The organism is Paenibacillus sp. 01T442 (assembly GCF_056398345.1).
In genome coordinates this window covers 47,319-65,777 of record NZ_JBFTPF010000003.1, presented here as the reverse complement: position 1 = coordinate 65,777, position 18,459 = coordinate 47,319, and the positions used below count along the sequence as shown (strand labels likewise).

18 protein-coding genes are annotated in these 18,459 nt (G+C 44.9%); 12 read left to right on the top strand and 6 right to left on the bottom strand.

From position 1 onward, the window contains the following. Positions 1 to 20 precede the first annotated feature (20 nt). Positions 21 to 1,859: a cache domain-containing sensor histidine kinase gene (locus AC1DLM_RS04455; RefSeq protein WP_441992113.1), complete on the top strand. Its 1,839-nt coding sequence runs from the start codon at positions 21 to 23 to the stop codon at positions 1,857 to 1,859. Beyond that, positions 1,837 to 3,405 (top strand): response regulator transcription factor, encoded by a 1,569-nt coding sequence (locus tag AC1DLM_RS04450; protein ID WP_441992114.1) that lies wholly within the window; start codon positions 1,837 to 1,839, stop codon positions 3,403 to 3,405. The genes AC1DLM_RS04455 and AC1DLM_RS04450 overlap by 23 nt, the downstream gene beginning before the upstream one ends. Before the next feature lie 185 nt (positions 3,406 to 3,590). Here the strand turns inward: AC1DLM_RS04450 and AC1DLM_RS04445 are convergent, their stop codons facing one another. The 5 genes from AC1DLM_RS04445 to AC1DLM_RS04425 are packed head-to-tail and all read right to left on the bottom strand — an operon-like array spanning position 3,591 to position 5,904. Beyond that, positions 3,591 to 3,887 (bottom strand): spore coat protein, encoded by a 297-nt coding sequence (locus AC1DLM_RS04445; RefSeq protein ID WP_441992115.1) that lies wholly within the window; start codon positions 3,885 to 3,887, stop codon positions 3,591 to 3,593. Positions 3,888 to 3,897: 10 nt separating this feature from the next. Beyond that, positions 3,898 to 4,098, bottom strand: coding sequence for a hypothetical protein (locus tag AC1DLM_RS04440; RefSeq protein ID WP_441992116.1), 201 nt, complete (start codon positions 4,096 to 4,098; stop codon positions 3,898 to 3,900). Between the two features lie 31 nt (positions 4,099 to 4,129). After that, a complete protein-coding gene (locus AC1DLM_RS04435) occupies positions 4,130 to 5,266 on the bottom strand; it encodes a zinc-dependent alcohol dehydrogenase (RefSeq protein ID WP_441992117.1) in 1,137 nt (378 codons plus the stop codon). Continuing rightward, the gene (locus tag AC1DLM_RS04430) at positions 5,263 to 5,649 is read right to left on the bottom strand and encodes a spore coat protein (RefSeq protein WP_441992118.1); all 387 of its coding nucleotides are present in this window, start codon (positions 5,647 to 5,649) and stop codon (positions 5,263 to 5,265) included. Before AC1DLM_RS04430 ends, AC1DLM_RS04435 begins: the two co-directional genes overlap by 4 nt. A 12-nt stretch (positions 5,650 to 5,661) precedes the next feature. Continuing rightward, positions 5,662 to 5,904: a hypothetical protein gene (locus AC1DLM_RS04425; protein WP_028556487.1), complete on the bottom strand. Its 243-nt coding sequence runs from the start codon at positions 5,902 to 5,904 to the stop codon at positions 5,662 to 5,664. Between the two features lie 184 nt (positions 5,905 to 6,088). Between AC1DLM_RS04425 and AC1DLM_RS04420 the strand changes: the two genes are divergently transcribed. From AC1DLM_RS04420 to AC1DLM_RS04385, 8 genes are all read left to right on the top strand, one after another. Further along, complete coding sequence (locus tag AC1DLM_RS04420) at positions 6,089 to 6,370, top strand: hypothetical protein (RefSeq protein WP_441992119.1); 282 nt, start codon at positions 6,089 to 6,091, stop codon at positions 6,368 to 6,370. Positions 6,371 to 6,644: 274 nt separating this feature from the next. After that, on the top strand, positions 6,645 to 7,730 hold the full coding sequence (locus AC1DLM_RS04415; protein WP_441992120.1) for an L-dopachrome tautomerase-related protein: 1,086 nt from the start codon (positions 6,645 to 6,647) through the stop codon (positions 7,728 to 7,730). 307 nt (positions 7,731 to 8,037) lie between these two features. Continuing rightward, positions 8,038 to 9,669 carry an extracellular solute-binding protein gene (locus tag AC1DLM_RS04410; protein WP_477569354.1) on the top strand — a complete coding sequence of 544 codons (1,632 nt, stop codon included), beginning with the start codon at positions 8,038 to 8,040 and terminating at the stop codon, positions 9,667 to 9,669. A gap of 40 nt (positions 9,670 to 9,709) precedes the next feature. Further along, a complete protein-coding gene (locus AC1DLM_RS04405; protein WP_441992122.1) occupies positions 9,710 to 10,642 on the top strand; it encodes an ABC transporter permease in 933 nt (310 codons plus the stop codon). Positions 10,643 to 10,657: 15 nt separating this feature from the next. Next, on the top strand, positions 10,658 to 11,530 hold the full coding sequence (locus AC1DLM_RS04400) for a carbohydrate ABC transporter permease (protein ID WP_216626213.1): 873 nt from the start codon (positions 10,658 to 10,660) through the stop codon (positions 11,528 to 11,530). A gap of 84 nt (positions 11,531 to 11,614) precedes the next feature. Next, a complete protein-coding gene (locus AC1DLM_RS04395; RefSeq protein WP_477569242.1) occupies positions 11,615 to 11,968 on the top strand; it encodes a hypothetical protein in 354 nt (117 codons plus the stop codon). Between the two features lie 18 nt (positions 11,969 to 11,986). Next, positions 11,987 to 13,228, top strand: coding sequence for an extracellular solute-binding protein (locus tag AC1DLM_RS04390; RefSeq protein ID WP_477569353.1), 1,242 nt, complete (start codon positions 11,987 to 11,989; stop codon positions 13,226 to 13,228). Between the two features lie 82 nt (positions 13,229 to 13,310). Further along, positions 13,311 to 13,829, top strand: coding sequence for a DinB family protein (locus AC1DLM_RS04385; RefSeq protein WP_477569241.1), 519 nt, complete (start codon positions 13,311 to 13,313; stop codon positions 13,827 to 13,829). Between the two features lie 436 nt (positions 13,830 to 14,265). Here AC1DLM_RS04385 and AC1DLM_RS04380 read toward each other — a convergent pair whose 3' ends face one another. Next, complete coding sequence (locus AC1DLM_RS04380) at positions 14,266 to 14,697, bottom strand: VOC family protein (RefSeq protein ID WP_441992526.1); 432 nt, start codon at positions 14,695 to 14,697, stop codon at positions 14,266 to 14,268. Positions 14,698 to 14,925: 228 nt separating this feature from the next. Between AC1DLM_RS04380 and AC1DLM_RS04375 the strand changes: the two genes are divergently transcribed. Beyond that, positions 14,926 to 16,749, top strand: coding sequence for a cache domain-containing sensor histidine kinase (locus AC1DLM_RS04375; protein ID WP_477569240.1), 1,824 nt, complete (start codon positions 14,926 to 14,928; stop codon positions 16,747 to 16,749). Continuing rightward, positions 16,733 to 18,355 carry a response regulator gene (locus AC1DLM_RS04370; RefSeq protein WP_477569239.1) on the top strand — a complete coding sequence of 541 codons (1,623 nt, stop codon included), beginning with the start codon at positions 16,733 to 16,735 and terminating at the stop codon, positions 18,353 to 18,355. Before AC1DLM_RS04375 ends, AC1DLM_RS04370 begins: the two co-directional genes overlap by 17 nt. The last annotated feature ends 104 nt before the right edge of the window (positions 18,356 to 18,459 follow it).

Sequence of the window (18,459 nt, the reverse complement as noted above, 5' to 3'; positions counted from 1 at the left end):
ATTCAGGAGGCCATCTATAGATGAAGCATCGACAAGTGCTACAGTACATTAATCAGCATTTTAAAGTGAAATTAATTTTGACACTGTCGATCATCATCATTCTTTGTTCCCTCATTACTGGGTACATTTCGTATCGCATTTATTTGAATTTGTTTGAAAGTGAGATCAGTAAGCAGTATTTAACGACCAGTGAGCAGACGATGGAGCAAATTGGCTTTAAAATCCAAGATATGTATCGGATTACCGATTTTATTATTTTTCACCCCCGCGTAGAGCAAATTGTGCAAGGGATTCGTGCGGAACCACCAGAGGGCGAGACAAAAGCCTATCGCAGATTTATTTTGGAACGTGAATTGTCGGAAATTTTGTTGCCATTGAAAAATGAAACACCGCAAATACGTGCGTTATATATCGTGGATTTGGAAGGGAATAATTACTATTTCAGTCATACGAATCCGTCGATGCAGATAACGTTTCCTGACTTTTACAATAAGGTGAAGTCGGGTGTGAACCAGAGCTCAGCAGAGATCGTGTGGCAGCGATTAAATATTCCGGATTCCTCCGATCCTTCGGGGAAGAAAAGCAATCTGGTCGCAACCCGCTTGCTCAAATCGACGAAGCAGCAAGCGGCTTACGGGACGCTGGTCATGATTATTGATGAGTCTTTTCTGACAAGCCCTTTAGACAAACTGATGGCTGGCAGGACGACGGGAGCGTATATTTTCGACCAATATAATAAATTGCTGTATAGTCGAGCGCCGGAGGGCAGGGCTGGGATTATTCCCGCATGGGAAAATCAGGAGCGGTCTTTTATCGAGAGGAATGAAAATGAAGATTATTTGTTTGTGAAAAGCACCTATGAAGCCCGATCTTTCAAACTTGTTAGTGGTATTTCCTTGGCGGATATCGAGGAAAAGGGCAGGATGGTGTATCAGGTTGCTGTCATTTCTGGGCTCGTCAGTGTTCTGTTGATGGCGGTCTGTGTCTCCATTTTCAGTGGTAGGATGTTAAAACCTTTACACGGATTAGTGTCTGCCATGCATCAATTGCGCAGAGGTAATTTGGAGGTTGAAATTCCCAAAACGTCGAATGATGAGTTTGCTTTTCTAGCGGAAAGTTTCAATCGGATGGTCGAGAACATTCAATCGTTGATTAAGGAAGTGTATGTCAGCAAGCTAAGTGAACAGGAAGCGGAGCTTAAGGCGCTGCAGGCTCAGTTGAATCCACATTTTTTATACAACGCTCTGAATTCGATATATTGGAAAATCATGCTCCTGTACGACGATGTGGAGACGGCTTCCTTGGTAACAAGCTTATCTGATTTATTGCGGTATTCATTGGAATCGGTCTCTACGCCAAGTACATTGCAGGAAGAGCTTACGCAGATTCGCAATTATATGACGATCCAAGAGGCTCGGCACGGTGAAGGGCTGCACGTTTCCATTGAAGCAGAGGAAGAGTTATTGGCTTGTGGCATGCAGAGGTTGATCCTTCAACCGTTAGTTGAGAATGTCTTCGTTCACGCGTTTCGTGATCAGCCGGATAACAAGCGGTTATGGATTCGCGCTTTCCGCCAAGGTGCTGATTTACTAATTGAAATCGAGGATAATGGGAGCGGCATCGATGAGGGGACGTATGTACGTCTGACGAAAGAGCTGTCGGTGTATGATCATCAGAGGGAACGGGAGAGTATTGGTGTTCGAAATGTTGTACGTCGTATTTACTTGGTCTATGGCGATCCCTATCGCTTAGAAATCGAACGTTTGCCGCAGGGCACGCGGATGCGTTTGATTTTACCGTGTGAACAGATGATGTCTTTCGAAGGGGGAAAGGTGGATGAACCACATCTTATTAGTTGAGGATGAGCCATTATTTCGCAAAGGGTTAGCCAAAATGATTACGGGCTCTGAAACCAACTGGCATGTCTGCGGTGAGGCAGAAAACGGGCAGGAGGCAGAAATCCTCATAGCTGAGAGGCTGCCGGATCTCGTCATAACGGACATTCGCATGCCATTAATGGATGGCTTAGAGCTGCTGAAACGGAGTAAGCTCAAGTTCCCGCATATCGAGTTCATCGTCATAACAGGATTTCAGGATTTTCAGTATGCACAAGCTGCATTGCGTTACGGTGCCATGGATTTGCTCATTAAACCTTGTGGGAAACAGGATATTTATGATGCGTTAGATAAAGCTGAGGTTCGAGTATTGGAGAAGCAAGCGAATCTGCGCAAAGCGGAAACGGAGCACGCCCTATTACTGGAGAACACGTTGAGGGGGCTCTTGTTGCGCTTTCCCTATCGAGCAGAATTAGCAGCGGAGTTAGAGATAAGCTTAGCTAATTGCCAATTGATCTTATTCCAGATCACGGACTTCATGCCGTCACACAAAATGTATACGAAGCGGGATATGCCGTTACTGCAGTTTGCGGTGCTAAATATGATCGGCGAATGGCTCGATATGTATCACTTGAAAGGAAAGTTGTTATTGATCGAAAATGGGCAGTTTGCCTTGCTTTGTCAGGATTCGTTCGAGGAGAAGCTTGTATGTGAAGCGGCTTGTGAAACGGTGGAACGGTTACTTGGCTTACAGATGTCCTCTTATTGTGCAGGGGCAGCAGCAGGCGTACAGGATCTTGCCGATCTATATGAGGCGGGGCGCAGCATGTTGGGCGCAACAATGATTGCGGCACAGGACAAAAACGATGTACAGGTCGATAAACAGTTATCGACGAATCGTGCGCAGCAGCAGCTTATTAGTACGCAAACGATTGCGTTTATTTTAGCAGGGCAAATCGAGCAGATGAAGCTGTATCTAGCCCAATTGATGAAGGACATCTATGGATTGTCCATAGAAAATGGGAAAGTGGAGGCTTTGTCGTTCAGTTTTGCTTTACAGGAAACGGCACGCAAGCAGTTTGAGATGGCGTATGACCCGCAGTTATTGACAGAGCGAATCGCGCTGCTGCACGCCTGTGGCACGAACGACGAGGTGTCCCAGTGGACGGGCATGGAATTAGACCGCTTTATGAGCAGTTTTACGGCGTGGCAGGAAAAGTACAGTGAAAATGTCGTGTGGAAGGCAGCACGATACATGGAGGAGCATTATGCGGAGCAGTTGCCACTTCAATTGGTGGCCTCGCAGGTGCATTTGAATGCAACGTATTTCAGTCATCTGTTCAAAAAAGAAACAGGGCGCAGCTTTGTTGATTATTTAATTGAACTGCGGATGGAGAAAGCGAAGGGCCTACTGGCTAACACGGATATGAAAATCACCGAGGTGTCGGGCGTCGTCGGGTACGATTTACCGAACTATTTTGCCAAATTATTCAAGCAAACAACAGGCCTATCGCCGAAGGATTACCGCAAGATGGTTCGACCTGATCCGATAAGCAACGTGCGGAATTGAGTATTACTTCATAGCGTCCCCTGTTTAGTGAAAATAATGTACTAGACTAGCAGAGCGTATCGTCCCTTATTGTATTGTTGGATTCTTGACATGTGGAACATTTTGTTCTCTGAAGTCTCTGGCTAAAATCAAAAACGCGCTGAACCAATGTGGTTTTGCGCGTTTTGCCGGGACGAAATACGGTGTCAGGACGGAATGTTCATAGCGGTCTGAATGTTTTTGAGATCGAGCTGAATTTGCTCTGGCATATGGTAGGGATGGTATAGGCCTCGCTGCATCATGTAGATTGATATTTTTTCATGGGAGTCTATGGCTTCGTCGAGCTGTTTCATCAAAATTTGCTTGAGTTCGGGGGTGGCACATTCGGTCACGGCCATTGCGCAGTTTCTGACTCCACTCTTGGCGTTCATCAAAAAATCCATAGCGATCACGTCATCGGTCAGCGTATGAAGGCCTGTCATGTGTTCTAATATTGTATTCATGCTTTATCTCCTATTGGGTCATTTTAGTTAGCACTCCACCGAGCTCCTGAAGCTGCTGCTGTGATAATTGCACGTCTTCCTGCAAAATTTGCATCAGCTCCGGGTCGGTTACCAGAATTTGCATGGCTTTGGATTTGGTCATGCAAATCGTCTTGAACGCAGCCATTTCATGAACCTCCAGCATCTCATGCAAAGCGTAATTGGAATTCATTCGAATTGTCCTCCCATGTATCTATCCATATTCAAGGTTTTAAGATGACTTTGATGCAATCGTCCGTTTTCGTATCGAACACTTCATAGCCGCGCTTGGCCTCGCTGAGCGGAATGACGTGCGTAACAATGTCTCCTGGGTCCACTTTGCCTGATGTAACCAACTCGTACATATACGGCATGTAGTGAATGACTGGAGCCTGTCCGGAACGGATATTCACGTTGCGCTGCATGATGTCGCCGAGCGGGAATCCGTTATAGCGTCCGCCGTATACCCCAGTGACTTGGATGGTCCCGCCTTTACGGACAGCCTGGGACGCAATGATAAATGCGCTCATGGTGCCGCCTTGCAGTTTCATACCGCTGGCTAGAAATTCGAGATCGCTCATCTTGCCGTCCATTCCTACGGCATCAATCACGACATCGGCGCCGCCTTTGGTCATTTCTTTGAGATTGTTGCCGATATTCTTATCCTGTTCGAAGTTTACGATTTCCACATTATTCGTTCGCTTCGCATGCTGTAAGCGGTAATCGACATAGTCGACAGCTATGACCCGCTTTGCTCCTTTCAGCCAGCAGAATTTCTGAGCCAGAAGTCCGACCGGACCGCAGCCGAGCACGATGACCGTATCTCCATTCTTTACGCCGGCGTTATCTACGCTCCAGAATGCCGTCGTCATGGCATCGGCGATCAAGCTTAGCTTTTCGTCCGGTTGTTCGCAGCTCTCGGGAATCTTGAAGTGGGTAAAATTTGCGAACGGGACTCGTAAATACTCGGCTTGCCCGCCAGGGTATCCACCAGTCGTTCCGGAGTAGCCGAAATATGCGCCCATATCCCCATGTTCGTTTGAATTGTCACATTGGCTTTCCAGCTGATTTTTGCAAAAAAAGCATTCTCCGCATGCAATGTTGAATGGGATGATCACACGGTCGCCTTTCTTTACCTTTGTCACGCCTGGGCCTACCTCTTCTACGATCCCCATCGGTTCATGCCCGATGACATAGTTCTCCTGAAGGTTAGGGATCATCCCGTGAATAAGGTGAAGGTCGGAACCGCAAATAGCGCTACTGGTGATCTTTACGATCATATCGTCCGGTTTCTCAATCTTCGGATCCGGCACCTCTTTGACCACGACATTTTTAATCCCTTGATAAGTTACCGCCTTCATGCTTTATGTCCTCCAATATGTTGATCTGGGATCCGATCAAACATCCCTTTACGCGACGTATCATCCGGGAATAAATTCATCTGCCCGATCATCACCGTATTTTTCGCCGAAAGCTGGTCGAGTTGGTACTGTTCGTTCAGCTCGTAGGGATGGAACCATTTTTTACGAATCATGAGCTCCGTAATTTCTTGGTGCATGACAATCCCCTGCTTAAGATGATTGTGCAGCAGCGCTCTTACATCAGGAGAAGCCGTTTCCGTCAAGGCGATGGACAAATTTCTCACACCCTCCTTGGCACGAAGAAGGAAGTCCATTGCAAAAGTCATATCTGCCATTTCCGGCATATTTAATGAATTAATCGGGTCTAAATAATCGGTATTCATTTACGTTCCCCTTTAATGAGTTATAGGTGTCGGGCTATTCGGAACAGGCGCTTGGAAAGGAGCTCTTGCGTAGATTGCTTGCAGCTCGGCGATCTGTTGAGTGGATTGAATTACGTCTTTCTGCATTAACGCTTTTAGTTCTTGGTCAAAGACCAAGCCTTGCATAAGTTTTGACTTAGCGAGGCAGAGCGTTTTAAAGTTTAACGCTTCATGCAATTCCATCGATTCGTGAAGCGCTAGGGTTGGCGTATTCATGAGAAATTATCACCTCCTTTTTCATCAACTTAGATTCTCCCACGCATCGATTCTTATACTAAAATTGATTGCCGGAAATGTGGGATCCGGATATTTCCATACAGTCGCAGGAATATAAACAAATTCTCAACCGCATACTTATTACTGTTTAAATTCATGATCTTTGCTCAAGGGAGGACTTGCTTTGCCCAATGAAAACAAAATTGATCTAGCAACCGAAAATGCAAGAAAACCGGCAGAAGGTGCACTTAATTCGAGCGGCAATATGCTGGAGCAGCATGCATCTAAAGCGGTTTCTGAGGCGCAAACCGCTTTAAATCAGGCAATAAGCTCGATAAGTGAATCTAATGCGGCAACAAATTCACTTGCTTTGGAGACGGCCCGGCAGCAATTGACCCAAGCAGAGGAATTTTTAGATCAAGCGCAAACTTCAGCGAACGCGTTACGTTTACCGGACCAACAATAAAACGGTCTTGGTGCAAATAGGTTTGGCAGAGATTCTCTTTCTTTTACGGATAGACGCGGAGAGGAGAGTCACCTTCAGAAGGCTTCGGCTTGTGCCGAAGCTTTTTGTTGTGCTCGGACATTTTCAAAAAAATTAATCGAATCCGTTAGAAGATGGCGACGACTTCAACATCCACTTTTAGAAAAAGAATCGTTAAGAGCCAGGCATTAGAAAAAGTTTTAAACATATATAGGTAATATCCGTTCAAATATGTTGGGGAGGATATCATAAAACTATGTTACCTATGGAAGAATATTTCGGTAAGTTAGAACTCGTTTATTCATTTTATGGGGCTATGCCTACAGGCGTGAGTGTATCAGAAACCGGGCGTATCTTCATTTGCTTTCCGAAATGGGGAGATGACGTTAGATTTACGGTAGCGGAAATTGTGGAGGGTCGATTGCAGCCTTATCCTAATTTAGAAACAAATACGATAAACCCTTTGAATATCACGATGTCCTTCATCAGTGTCCAAAGTGTAATTGCGGATGGAAGGGGAACCCTGTGGGTACTGGATACGGCAGCACCAAATTTTTCTGAGCCTATTAAAGGAGGGGCGAAATTAGTCGCTGTAGATTTAAATACAAATGCAATAAGTAAAGTATATACGTTTGGAGAAGATGTAGTCTTGCCGACAACGTATCTGAATGATGTTCGATTTGATTTTCGTATTGGTAAATCCGGATATGCCTATATAACGGATTCTTCTTCGAACGGTCCAGGCGCTATTATAGTCGTAAATTTAGAAAATGGAAATGCGTTTAGACGGTTAAATGGAGCAAATTCAACTTCACCCGATCCGTATTTTTTACCGAAAGTGGAAGGGAAAATTTTGATGAATCGAAATAGGGATGGTTCGACATCTCCCTTTCGATTGGCCTCTGATGGTATAGCGATTTCCCCTGATGGAAAAATGTTATTTTTTTGTCCATTAACCAGTCGTCATCTATACTCGATCTCAACAGAAGCCCTAAGAGACAGAACGATACCGGATTTGAATTTACGTGATCACGTGCAGTATTGGGGAGAAAAAGGTGCTTCTGATGGATTGATAACCGATGCAAAAGGAAACGTTTACGCTGGAGACTATGAAAACGATAGTATTCGAAAGATATTGCCGAATGGAATAATGGAAACCATCGCACATGATCCGAGAATTTTATGGCCCGATACTTTTTCTATTGGTCCGGATCAACACTTATATGTTATTGTGAACCAATTACATCGGCAGGCAAGATTTCATTATGGAAAAGACATGCGGCAAAAACCTTATAGTTTACTTCGTATAAAAATTGATGAATTACCTGCTCCTACCTTTTGATAAATATATCACTTTACAAAGTTGACTCAAGTTGCACCGATATGGATGTTGCTACGTTCCCGCTAATCGTGTAGCCTAACATTTTATTTTCTTTCTAGTCCCCATCGTCTGGGTTAGATGATGGGGGCGTTTTTTTTCTACACCACGCCAAAATCTAAAAATCGTATCCGTTTTCCCATAAATCGTAGATGTCGTACCGTCCCAATTTTCTTACAATTAACTACATAATGGTATGATAAACACAATGACAACGAGAGGGGGAAGCACTCTGCGTAATCCAATCCAACGAGCTCGCCTTCCAATATTGATGACCACTGTGGTGATCATATCCATTATGACAGGCTGCTCTACCCATACGAAGAATGCACAAGAATCCGATGCGCAGAAGTCTGCGAAACGGGGCAAGATTACAGTCACGATTTATGATCGTGGCAACATCCCTTCCGGCCAAGGAACGATTGAAAACAATCTGATGACGAAATGGATTAATCAAGCAGGTCCCGTGGATGTCACCTTCATTCCTTTACCACGGACGCAGTCTGATCAGAAGCTGAACACGCTATTCGCAGGTGGAGGCGCACCTGATCTCATTCTGGAATATGCGCCGCATGTCAAGAACCCGTTGATCGATCAGGGGCAACTTCGTCCGATCGACGATATGATTGAGAGATACAGCACGACGTACAAGGCCCTCTTGACGAAATTTCCAGCATTGCGTAAAGCAGGGTTGGGTACGGATGGCAAGTTGTATCAATTCGGCCGTATTAACGAAACAATTCCTCAGCGCGGCATTTTTATTCGCAAGGATTGGCTCAGGAAATTGAATCTGGACATTCCGCAAACCACCGAAGAGATGTATCTGGTTGCCAAAGCTTTTACCGAGCAAGATCCCGATGGAAATGGGAAAAAGGATACCTATGGCCTCGCCCTTGCCAATAATACGGTCGCTACACTAAACGAAATGTTCGGTGTCACGTATCCGAATTTCGTTGTTCTGGGCAACGAGCTCATTCATGGGTGGGACAATATGCAGGCTGTAACAGCTTTCAAGAAAAGGCTGTACAATGAAGGATTGGTTGACAAGGATTTTTTTGTCGATAAGAACGGGTCTAAGGCAAAGCAGGATTTCTTGAATGGGAAAATTGGCATTTATATGGATCAGTTTAATGTCCCGATTACCTTTTATAACGACTTCTATGTGGGTCTGAAAAAGAGTGTGCCAGACGCAGAGCTGGCTATTATGCCCTATCCGACAACCCCTGTGGGACGCTTTAATCCGATTTTCGTCAACCCGATCCAAATGACGKGTGTTGTAAATGCTGAAGCGAAGGATGCTGAAGCGGTTATGAAATATGTGGATTTCGCAGCTTCAGAGACGTTTATGAAAACGATGTACTACGGGTTCGAAGGCGTGCACAGTAAGACACTGCCAGGTCAATGCCCGCAGGTGACGGACTTGAATAAATGGCAGAAGGAATTCAACTATGCGTCAGGCGATTTCGGGATGTTAGCCTCACCAACACTTGCCGGTAAATGTTACTTCGGTGTGGAGAAAATGGATACGAAAGACCCTTTGCAGCAGGAAGTTAAGAAGATGTTCGATGCGAATTCTTCCTTCATCGATTTTAATTTGCAGATGGCAGGACCCACGCATTCCGAGCAAATGCCTCAGCTGCCGAAAGATCTTCAGCAAATTCTTACAGATACGATGAAGCAAGTGGATGTAGGGGATGGCGACATCTGGATGAAGGCCATTTTGACACCGAATTATTCGCCAGAGCAAGCGAAGAAGGATGCCATTGCCGTTTGGGAGAAGGCGGGAGGCGCACAAGTGGACGCTTGGTACAAAGCCTTTTATGAGAAGGACAAGGATACGATTATTTTGAGCAAAGATATCTATGATATTTTCAAGCAACAACGTGCGCTTCAGAACAAATGAGAGGCGTACCTGACACTCAGTTAGGTGGTGACGAATCGGTATGGCATCTGAGACGGCTAGGAGTAAGACGCAGCTCGCATTGCGCTATATCAATAAGAAGAAATATTTGTACATCCTGTTGATTCCAGCTGTTGTGTACTTTCTCATTTTCAATTATGTGCCGATGTACGGCATTATCATTGCGTTCAAGGATTTCAACTTCTCCAAGGGGATTGTCGGAAGTCCCTGGATTGGCTTCGAGAATTTCCGATACATGTTCGGGCTCAGTGATTTCTACACCGTGTTCTGGAACTCGTTGTACTTAAGTTTTCTGCGACTTGTATTTGGATTTCCGTTCCCCATTCTACTGGCTTTACTGCTCAATGAGATGCGTAACCGCACCTATCAACGCATTACGCAGACGATCATCTATCTGCCGCATTTTATTTCTTGGGTGGTCATTGGGGGTATTCTGGTCAACTTCTTATCCCCGTCATGGGGCGTCGTGAATATTTTCTTGAAGCAGTTTGGCTTTGAACCGGTGTTCTTCCTGGCGGATACGAATTATTTCCGACCTTTGGTGATCCTCAGCAGCATGTGGAAAGAATCGGGTTGGGAAAGCATTTTGTACTTAGCCGCGATGGTAGGGATCAATACGGAACTGTATGAGGCGGCTAGTATCGATGGTGCGAACCGCTTCCAAAGAATCCTAAATGTCACGCTGCCAGGGATCAAATCGACGATTATTATCCTGCTGATTCTAAGGCTGGGTCATATTATGGGCAATGGCTTTGAACAGATTTTTGTATTGCAAAATCCGTTGAACCTCAGTGTTTCCGAAGTGTTTGAGACCTATGTGTATCGCGTCGGGTTGATTGGCGGAAGGTTCTCTTTCGGTACAACCGTTGGGCTGTTCACCTCTGTGATTGGGCTGATATTCCTGCTAGCCAGCAACCAGATCGCAAAGTGGATGAAAGAAGATGGGATTTGGTAAGAGGAGGTTACATTTGTGGGTATTCGATCGTTTGGCGATAAAGTTTTTGATGGTTTGAATTATGGCATTGTGACGCTGTTCGCAATCGTTTGCTTATTTCCATTCTTCTATGTGGCTGCATTCTCGATTACACCGTACTCTGAGTATTTGGCGAATCCCTTGAAGCTCATCCCCTATCACATTGAGCTAGCGGCGTACAAACAGATTTTGCAGATGCCGCTCATGTGGACCGGGTATAAGAATACGCTGATCATCACGATCATAGGCGTAGCACTCAATATATTCCTGCTCCTGATTTCAGCTTATCCGCTATCCAAAACGGATTTAAAGGGCAGAAACATCATTATGATTCTCATTACCTTCACGATGTTCTTCAATGGTGGGTTGATTCCTAACTTTTACTTAATCAAAACGTTGCATATATACAACACTTTATGGGCGATGATTTTACCTGGCGTCTTGGGCGCCTACAACTTGATCTTAATGAAGAACTTTGTAAGCGCTATACCAGCGAGCTTGGAGGAATCGGCTTTTATCGATGGGGCCAATGAAATCAAGGTTTTGTATAAAATTATCGTGCCACTTTCTAAGCCTGCTATTGCGACCTTCGTTATTTTCCATGCGGTGACGCAGTGGAACACGTTCTTCTCAGCGATTATATACACCTCCAAGCGGAGTTTGTGGCCATTGATGTTGATTTTGCGGGAGATGGTCGTCGATGATGGCGGTATTGCCAAAGATGCCATGGATATGAACAACAGCGGTATTACGGTTTTTACGATTAAAATGGCGATCATCATTTTTGCGACACTCCCGATTCTGCTTGTGTATCCTTTCCTACAAAAGTATTTCATGAAGGGTGTACTGGTTGGTTCGATTAAAGGGTAATTTCATCATTTCGCAAGGGTAAGCCTCGATTAAATCTGCTATTTCGCAGTTTAATAATAGCGATACATAAAGGAGATGTTGGTATTGAAAGGGTCAGTCAAAAGCATCGCAAGCAGTCTCATTTGCATCGGGTTATTGTCTTCCATCGTTATGGCTTGTAGTTCTACCACGGATACGCCGGCTAGCACAACTGCTGCATCGACAGCACCAGGAGCAAGCACAGCGTCAGCAGCACCAGTCAAAGCAGCACCTGTCAGTATCAAAATGTTTAACCGGGTCAATGCGAACGTGGTCATTGATAACAATCCCGTGATTGCAGAGGCTGAGAAGTTGGCCAATGTGAAGCTATCTGTCGAGGCACCTCCAATTAACAACTATGTCGAGAAACTTCAGGTACTGATGGCATCCGGCGATCTGCCAGATCTAGTGTACAACTGAGGTGGGGCTGACGCGAATCTGGAGAAATGGTCTAAGGATGGTCTACTGACGCCGCTTGATGACAAGATTGCGAAATATCCGAATTTGACGAAAAACATTACGAAAGAAATGTGGGACGCTGTTAAATCCATCAACGATGGGAAAACGTACATTATTCCTAGAACGAATGTTGTGAATCACTGGGGGTACATGGTCAACCAGCAATGGCTGAATAAGTTGAATTTGAAAGCGCCAACAACATTAGATGAGTTTACGAATGTGTGTAAAGCTTTTACCAATAATGACCCAGATGGCAATGGTAAAGCCGATACCTACTGTCTGAGCTTGTCCAATCCTAGCCTTGGCAGCAACACGGTGTGGAATTCCACCTTCTTCTTAGCTTCTGCTTTTAATCTTCCGATCATCAATGGCGTCAAAGATACCGATGGTGCTTATAAAATCAGAGAGAAAATGTCCGGCTATATTCCTTTCTTGACGTATTTGAAAGGCTTAAATGAACAAAAACTCATCGATCCTGAGTACCTGATTAACAAGATTTATGTGGATCAAGAGAAGCTGAATCAGAATCGCGTCGGTATCATTTATTCTCATCAGTACGCGGTTATGGCCAACTTATCCAAGGATAAGGAATCTGACAAAAAGTACTCGTATCAACCTGTATTAAAAGATAGCAAGGGTGTAGCCATGGATCTCGTTACGCCGGCAGTGTGGGGCGGCTGGATGATTCCGAAATCGTCCAAAAATGTGGATGGGGTGTTGAAATTCCTAGATTGGGGCAATACAACAGAAGCGAACACATTGTTCCAATTAGGTACGAAAGGGTTAACGTTTGACAGCTATGATCCTGCCACCAAAAATATTTCTCGTACGGCAGAACAAGCAACCAAACTTGCTTCCACAACAAGCACGTATATGACGCTTGCTAACGCGATTGATGGCAACCCAGCTATTATCGAGGGTGCAGATACAGTAGACAGATTGAATACGTACAAAGCGCAATTGGATGCTGCGATGAAGCAAATGACTGTAGTAAACGTGCCTGCCGTTCGCTCACCTAAAATCTTGAACCTGAATACAACAATTCCGGATCTAGTGAAGAAAAAAGACGATCAAGAATTGAAATACTTGATGGGCACTCTTACTCTTCAGCAGTTTAAGGAGTTCTTGGAGAAAGAATGGTATCCAGCTACAGCGGATGCAGAGAAAGAATATGTCGATTACATGAATAAGTTAGGTAAAYAAAAAAGTGAAGTACCCTGACAATATGCTGTCAGGGTACTTGTTTTATAATAAGGGTATAACTGGAAATAAGGATAATACCAATTGAAGGAGTGAATGTTAAATGACACAAACGGCTGAACGCATGTATGACTATCATGTATGGGCGAATCAAACGCTGATCAAGAGGTTGAAGGAGCTTCCACAAGAGGTGTACCGCCAAGAAGTTCAGAGTGTGTTTCCGACGGTATCGAAAGTGATTGCTCATATCTACCTGACAGATCGCGTTTGGTTAGACATACTTGGAGGTAGGAATATGAAGGCGGCAATGGAAGCCTCTTGGCCGATAACCGAAGCAACAGAAAGCAAAAGCTTGGAGGAACTAGAGGTCATGTATACCGAGTTGTCGCTGCGATTTAAGGAATTTTTGAAGGAGCAGCCTAACTTGGAAAAGAAGATTATGCTCGATAATCCCTATGCAGGCGTAAGGGAAACCAGTTTGGCTGAAATGGTTCTACAGGTTGTGAATCACGCAACGTACCATCGGGGGAATGTCACGGCCATGCTGCGCCAAATGGGTCATGCTTCCGTTATGACGGAATACGCGTTGTTCTGGTATGCGGGGGCAGAGCAGCTAGCTTAACGAGTCGAAGCTACACTTCACGAGAGCKATCACTTGCCCATGTGTGTGCTACCATGTTCAGAAGCTTCAAGTCTAGAAGCTGCACCGCGTGCGCTCCCCCCACCATCCGCAAATTAGATGGATTTTCTGATGTTAATTTGAGTGAAATCAGTTGAAAAATTGGTTTAGATGGATTATATGTAGCTAATTTTGGGGAAATCCTATGAGTTGGCGAAAAGAGGGGATATTAACTGTAGTATATCCATCTAATCAGCACATTTACGTAAAATGCGCTGAAATAGATGGATAATTTCCATTTAAACTGCGAGGTGGCCAATTAGTGAGCCGTGTGGTTGGTCAGTCGGTCGGATGTTCAGCCAGTCATCAGCGCTACCAGCCAAGCCCCGAAACAAAACGGCCATGTCGCAATTATGCGAACAGGGCCGTTCTTTCACGTTTACTTCATCGTTTCGCCTTCTGTAAATATCTGGAAGGTCACGCCAAACTTGTCCTTCACTTGTCCGTAAGCAGGGCTGAAGAATGCTTCATGCAGGTCCATGATGACGGTGCCGCCTTCTTTGAGCCCTTCGAAAAATTGTTTCGATTTGCTTGCATCCTTCGTTGTAATACAAATCGTCACCTGATCTCCCTGTTGAACGGGTTTACCTGAGTCAGAGTCCGAGAACATCATTTGGCTTTCGCCAACTTGCAGCATGGCATGGGCAATAAGCCCTTTTTGTTCATCAGCAAGCGGGTAATCAGGGCTGGCGGGCATTTCACCAAAGGTCTGTTTAAAAAGGACTTGAGCATCCAGCGCTTTCTCATAAAAGGCAATCGCTTCACCAGCAGTGCCAGGCAATACTAAATACGGAGTTAAACGAACGGACATCAATAAACAGCTCCTTAGATTGAATTAGTTGAGGGGTAAAAAGTCTACCTCTTATTATTACCACATTTACCCGAAAAAATAAAGAACATATGTTCTGAATGTTTGCTATATAACGAAATAGCTGCCCTCGATCTTGAATTTCCCCCATGCCTACGGAAAGTGACCTATACTATAATATAGTAGATGAAGACTATCTACTCACATACAGGAAAGGTGCTAACGTCGCCTATGAATAAGCTTGCTATCTGGTCGTGGCTGTCACGCCTGTTCCATTCTTTCTCACTCAAACAACGGATATGGTTCACCTTTGTCATACTCATTACCGTAGGTCTGGTGGCAACAGGGAGTATCGCCTACCTGATCGCGTCCAAGGAAATTCAGCGCAATGCGATGCAGTCGAGTCAGGATACCGTGAATCAATCTGCGCAAATTGTGAATGAAAGACTGAAAAATATCGGTACCGCGGTGCGGTCCTTAATGTTCAGTGACGCTTTCAAGCAGTTGATGAAGGATGTTCAGAATAAGGATAACACGAGCTACTATAAGTCATTAACGGCTTTACAGTATGTGTTCAACCAGGTGAAATTCAATGATTCCATGATCGATAGTATATTGATCGCCACGCCAATTGGGGATTTCTATCCCACCTCCAGTGCGCGAAATATATCTAATTCCTTTTTTGAATCCGATATGTTTAATCAATTCCGGCTTTTAAAGCGCGGCTTTTGGAGCCCGGGACATGTGGATCCGTTTTTTACGGGGAAACAGCGGGTCCTATCGCTTGTCGCAGAAGGTGTAAGTGAAGATTCGTATTTGCAAAATGAGTCAACTAATGTGTATGTGGTCATCAATGTGAAGGAAGACGATTTGCGTGATCTCTTCATGGACAATTTGTCGGACCCTAATAAGCACTACTACTTCGTGGATTCGCATGGGGCAGATATTAATTATTCCGAGCGTATTCAGGATAATGTGTTTATTCAACGTCCTGATTTTGTTCAGCAACTTACCCATGATAGTAAAGGATCGTTTTTTTTCGAGGATAAGGATCGGAATAACTATCTCGTTAATTATGCGCGGCTGGATATCAAGGAAGATTGGATGATTGTTGGCGTCCAAGTCAAAGATAAATTGTTAGCCAAATTGAATGGGATTAAGCAAGCCACGATGCTGGTTACGATTGGATTTGTTCTCGTATCGTCGTTGATTACGAATAATTTGACGCTGTTGCTGCTCAAACCGTTGTATAGACTCCAGAAGCTCATGAAACGAGTAGAAGAGAATGATCTGGAAGTACGTTTTGAAAGTGCGTATAAGGATGAAGTTTCCCAGGTTGGGTTCCGTTTCAACCGGATGTTGGACGAGATTAAGCAGCTCATCGCGGATGTCACCAATCGAGAACGTGATAAACGGAAAGCGGAGATTAAAGCTTTGACAGCGCAAATGGACCCGCATTTTTTCTATAACACGCTCAATACGATCTACTGCAAATCAGTCCTCGGTGAAAATGAAGATGTGAATGAAATGATTTTGGCCTTATCCAATATGTTTCAATTGAGCCTAAGCGGAGGACGGGATTTGATTCCACTCGCAGATGAACTTGATCATGTTCGTCAATATTTGGCCATTCAACAAAGGTCGTATGAGAATTTATTCGTCTGCCGGATGGAAGTCGAGCCTGGGCTAAATGCCTGCCTCGTTCCGAAAATCATCATTCAACCGTTGATAGAGAATAGTATTTTACACGGTTTTAAAGATATGAAATCGGGCGGTGAAATCCAGCTTACAGCTCGAATAGATGGGGACTGGCTCCATATCATGGTGGAAGACAATGGGCAAGGGCTGATACCGGAGAAGTTGTTGCAAAGCATGATGCATCCAACTACCTCGAAGCATGGCTATGCCCTGCGAAATATCTATACCCGATTAGAGTTGTATTATGGGACAGAGCAACGGATGAAGATAACGACGAATACATGGGGCGGTGCCCGCATTGAACTATGGCTGCCACGGTATGAGACAGAGGAGGATTTCCATGGACCGACTAATTAAGCTATGTGTGGTAGATGACATTCGAAGTGTTGTTGATATGATTACGAAGAAGATCCCTTGGCATGAGCACGACATCGAAATCGTAGGCAGCGCAACCGATGGGGAGGAAGGTTTTGCCGTTATTCGTGAAACAAAGCCAGATCTTATTCTAACCGACATTCGGATGCCTAAGATGGATGGTTTAGAAATGACCCGCAACATTATGGAGATTCTTCCGACGAGTAAAGTAGTCATTTTAAGTGCGTATACCGATTTCGATTATGCGCAAAAAGCGATTCAATATGGCGCCTTAGATTATGTGAAGAAGCCATTTTCTATCGATCAAATTGTGAAAGCAGTCGTCAAAGCCAAAGAAGTCTGGGAGCAAGAGAATCGTAGCCGCACCCAGCTGATCGGTCTCCAACAGAAGATTAAAGAAAGCATGCCGGCACTTCGACAGGAATATCTCTCCTTACTCGTCTACCATCAAACCAATGAAGCTGAATTAGCGCGATTATCGGACTTTCTAGACATTAATGAATTGAAAGCACCATTTGCGGTGATGACGATTCAGATTGATCAGTTTACGGACAAATATGGCGAAGTTCCTGTAAAGGAGCTCGAGCTAGTCCGTTTTTCTTTGCAAAATATCGTTGAAGAAACGATAGCCTTTTACGGGGCAGCCGTCGTGTTTCGAGAGGGGTTTAATCGCTATATTTGTATTCTCAATGTCACCGATCAAGAGTCGCCTATAGCGGTCGCAGACGAATGCTGCGCGAACATAGCGCGTCATACGAAGTTCACAATTTCCATCGGTATCGGACAATGTGTAGAGACCGTGCAAGAGCTGCCCAAGAGCTATCAGCAGTCGCTTAGCGCGTTATCGTATCATTTTTACACGGGAGGCAATGGTGCATTTAGCTTTAATTCGGATGCACAAGCCGTTCCTGTGGAGTGGATTTATACGGAGGACAGCGAGAATGAGTTCTTGTTCGCTTTCCGCTCAGGCAATCGAGACGCCTGCGTCGAGTGGGCGATGACGGTTTTCACGGAGATGGGGAAAGTGTCCGTTCTCCCTGAGCCTGGTGTCGTAGAGAGACTGCTGCAAGGCCTTGTCCTGCGCATGCTGCGGGTGCTGATGGAGAAATTCCCTCGCCATAGCTTAGCTGAATTTGAAGCGAAGAATCAGGAAATCAGAGATAGCGGTGCCGCTATCCTAGAATATCGCGCATGGTTCATTGAGCTGTGTGAAATTGGGTGTGGACTGATCCATCAAGAACGGGCGAGCGAGTCGCAGAAAATTATTCTTCGTTCAGCGGAGTACATCAAAGCTAATCTGGACATCGATTTGACCTTGGAGCACTGTGCAAAGCAGGTTAATTTAAGCTGGGGCTACTATTCGAATTTGTTCAAAAAAGTAACCGGTTCGACCTTCCAACAATTCGTTACGCAAGCGAAAATGGAGCGGGCAAAGTCGATGCTGATTGAGGATTATCAGGTGCAAGAAATTGCGCAACAGCTGGGCTACGAGCATCGGCGTTATTTCAGCGAGGTATTTAAAAAGCAGACCGGTCTCACACCGACGGAATTCAAAGAAATGTCGCTGGGCAAGCCCTCCAAGCCGTGAGGGCTTGCCTGTTTTATGAACAAGTGGGAAGGGCAACATATAGGAACATATAGAAATATCTGCCCTCATTCAAGAGTTGACCTCATTATCAGGACAAGAGAATT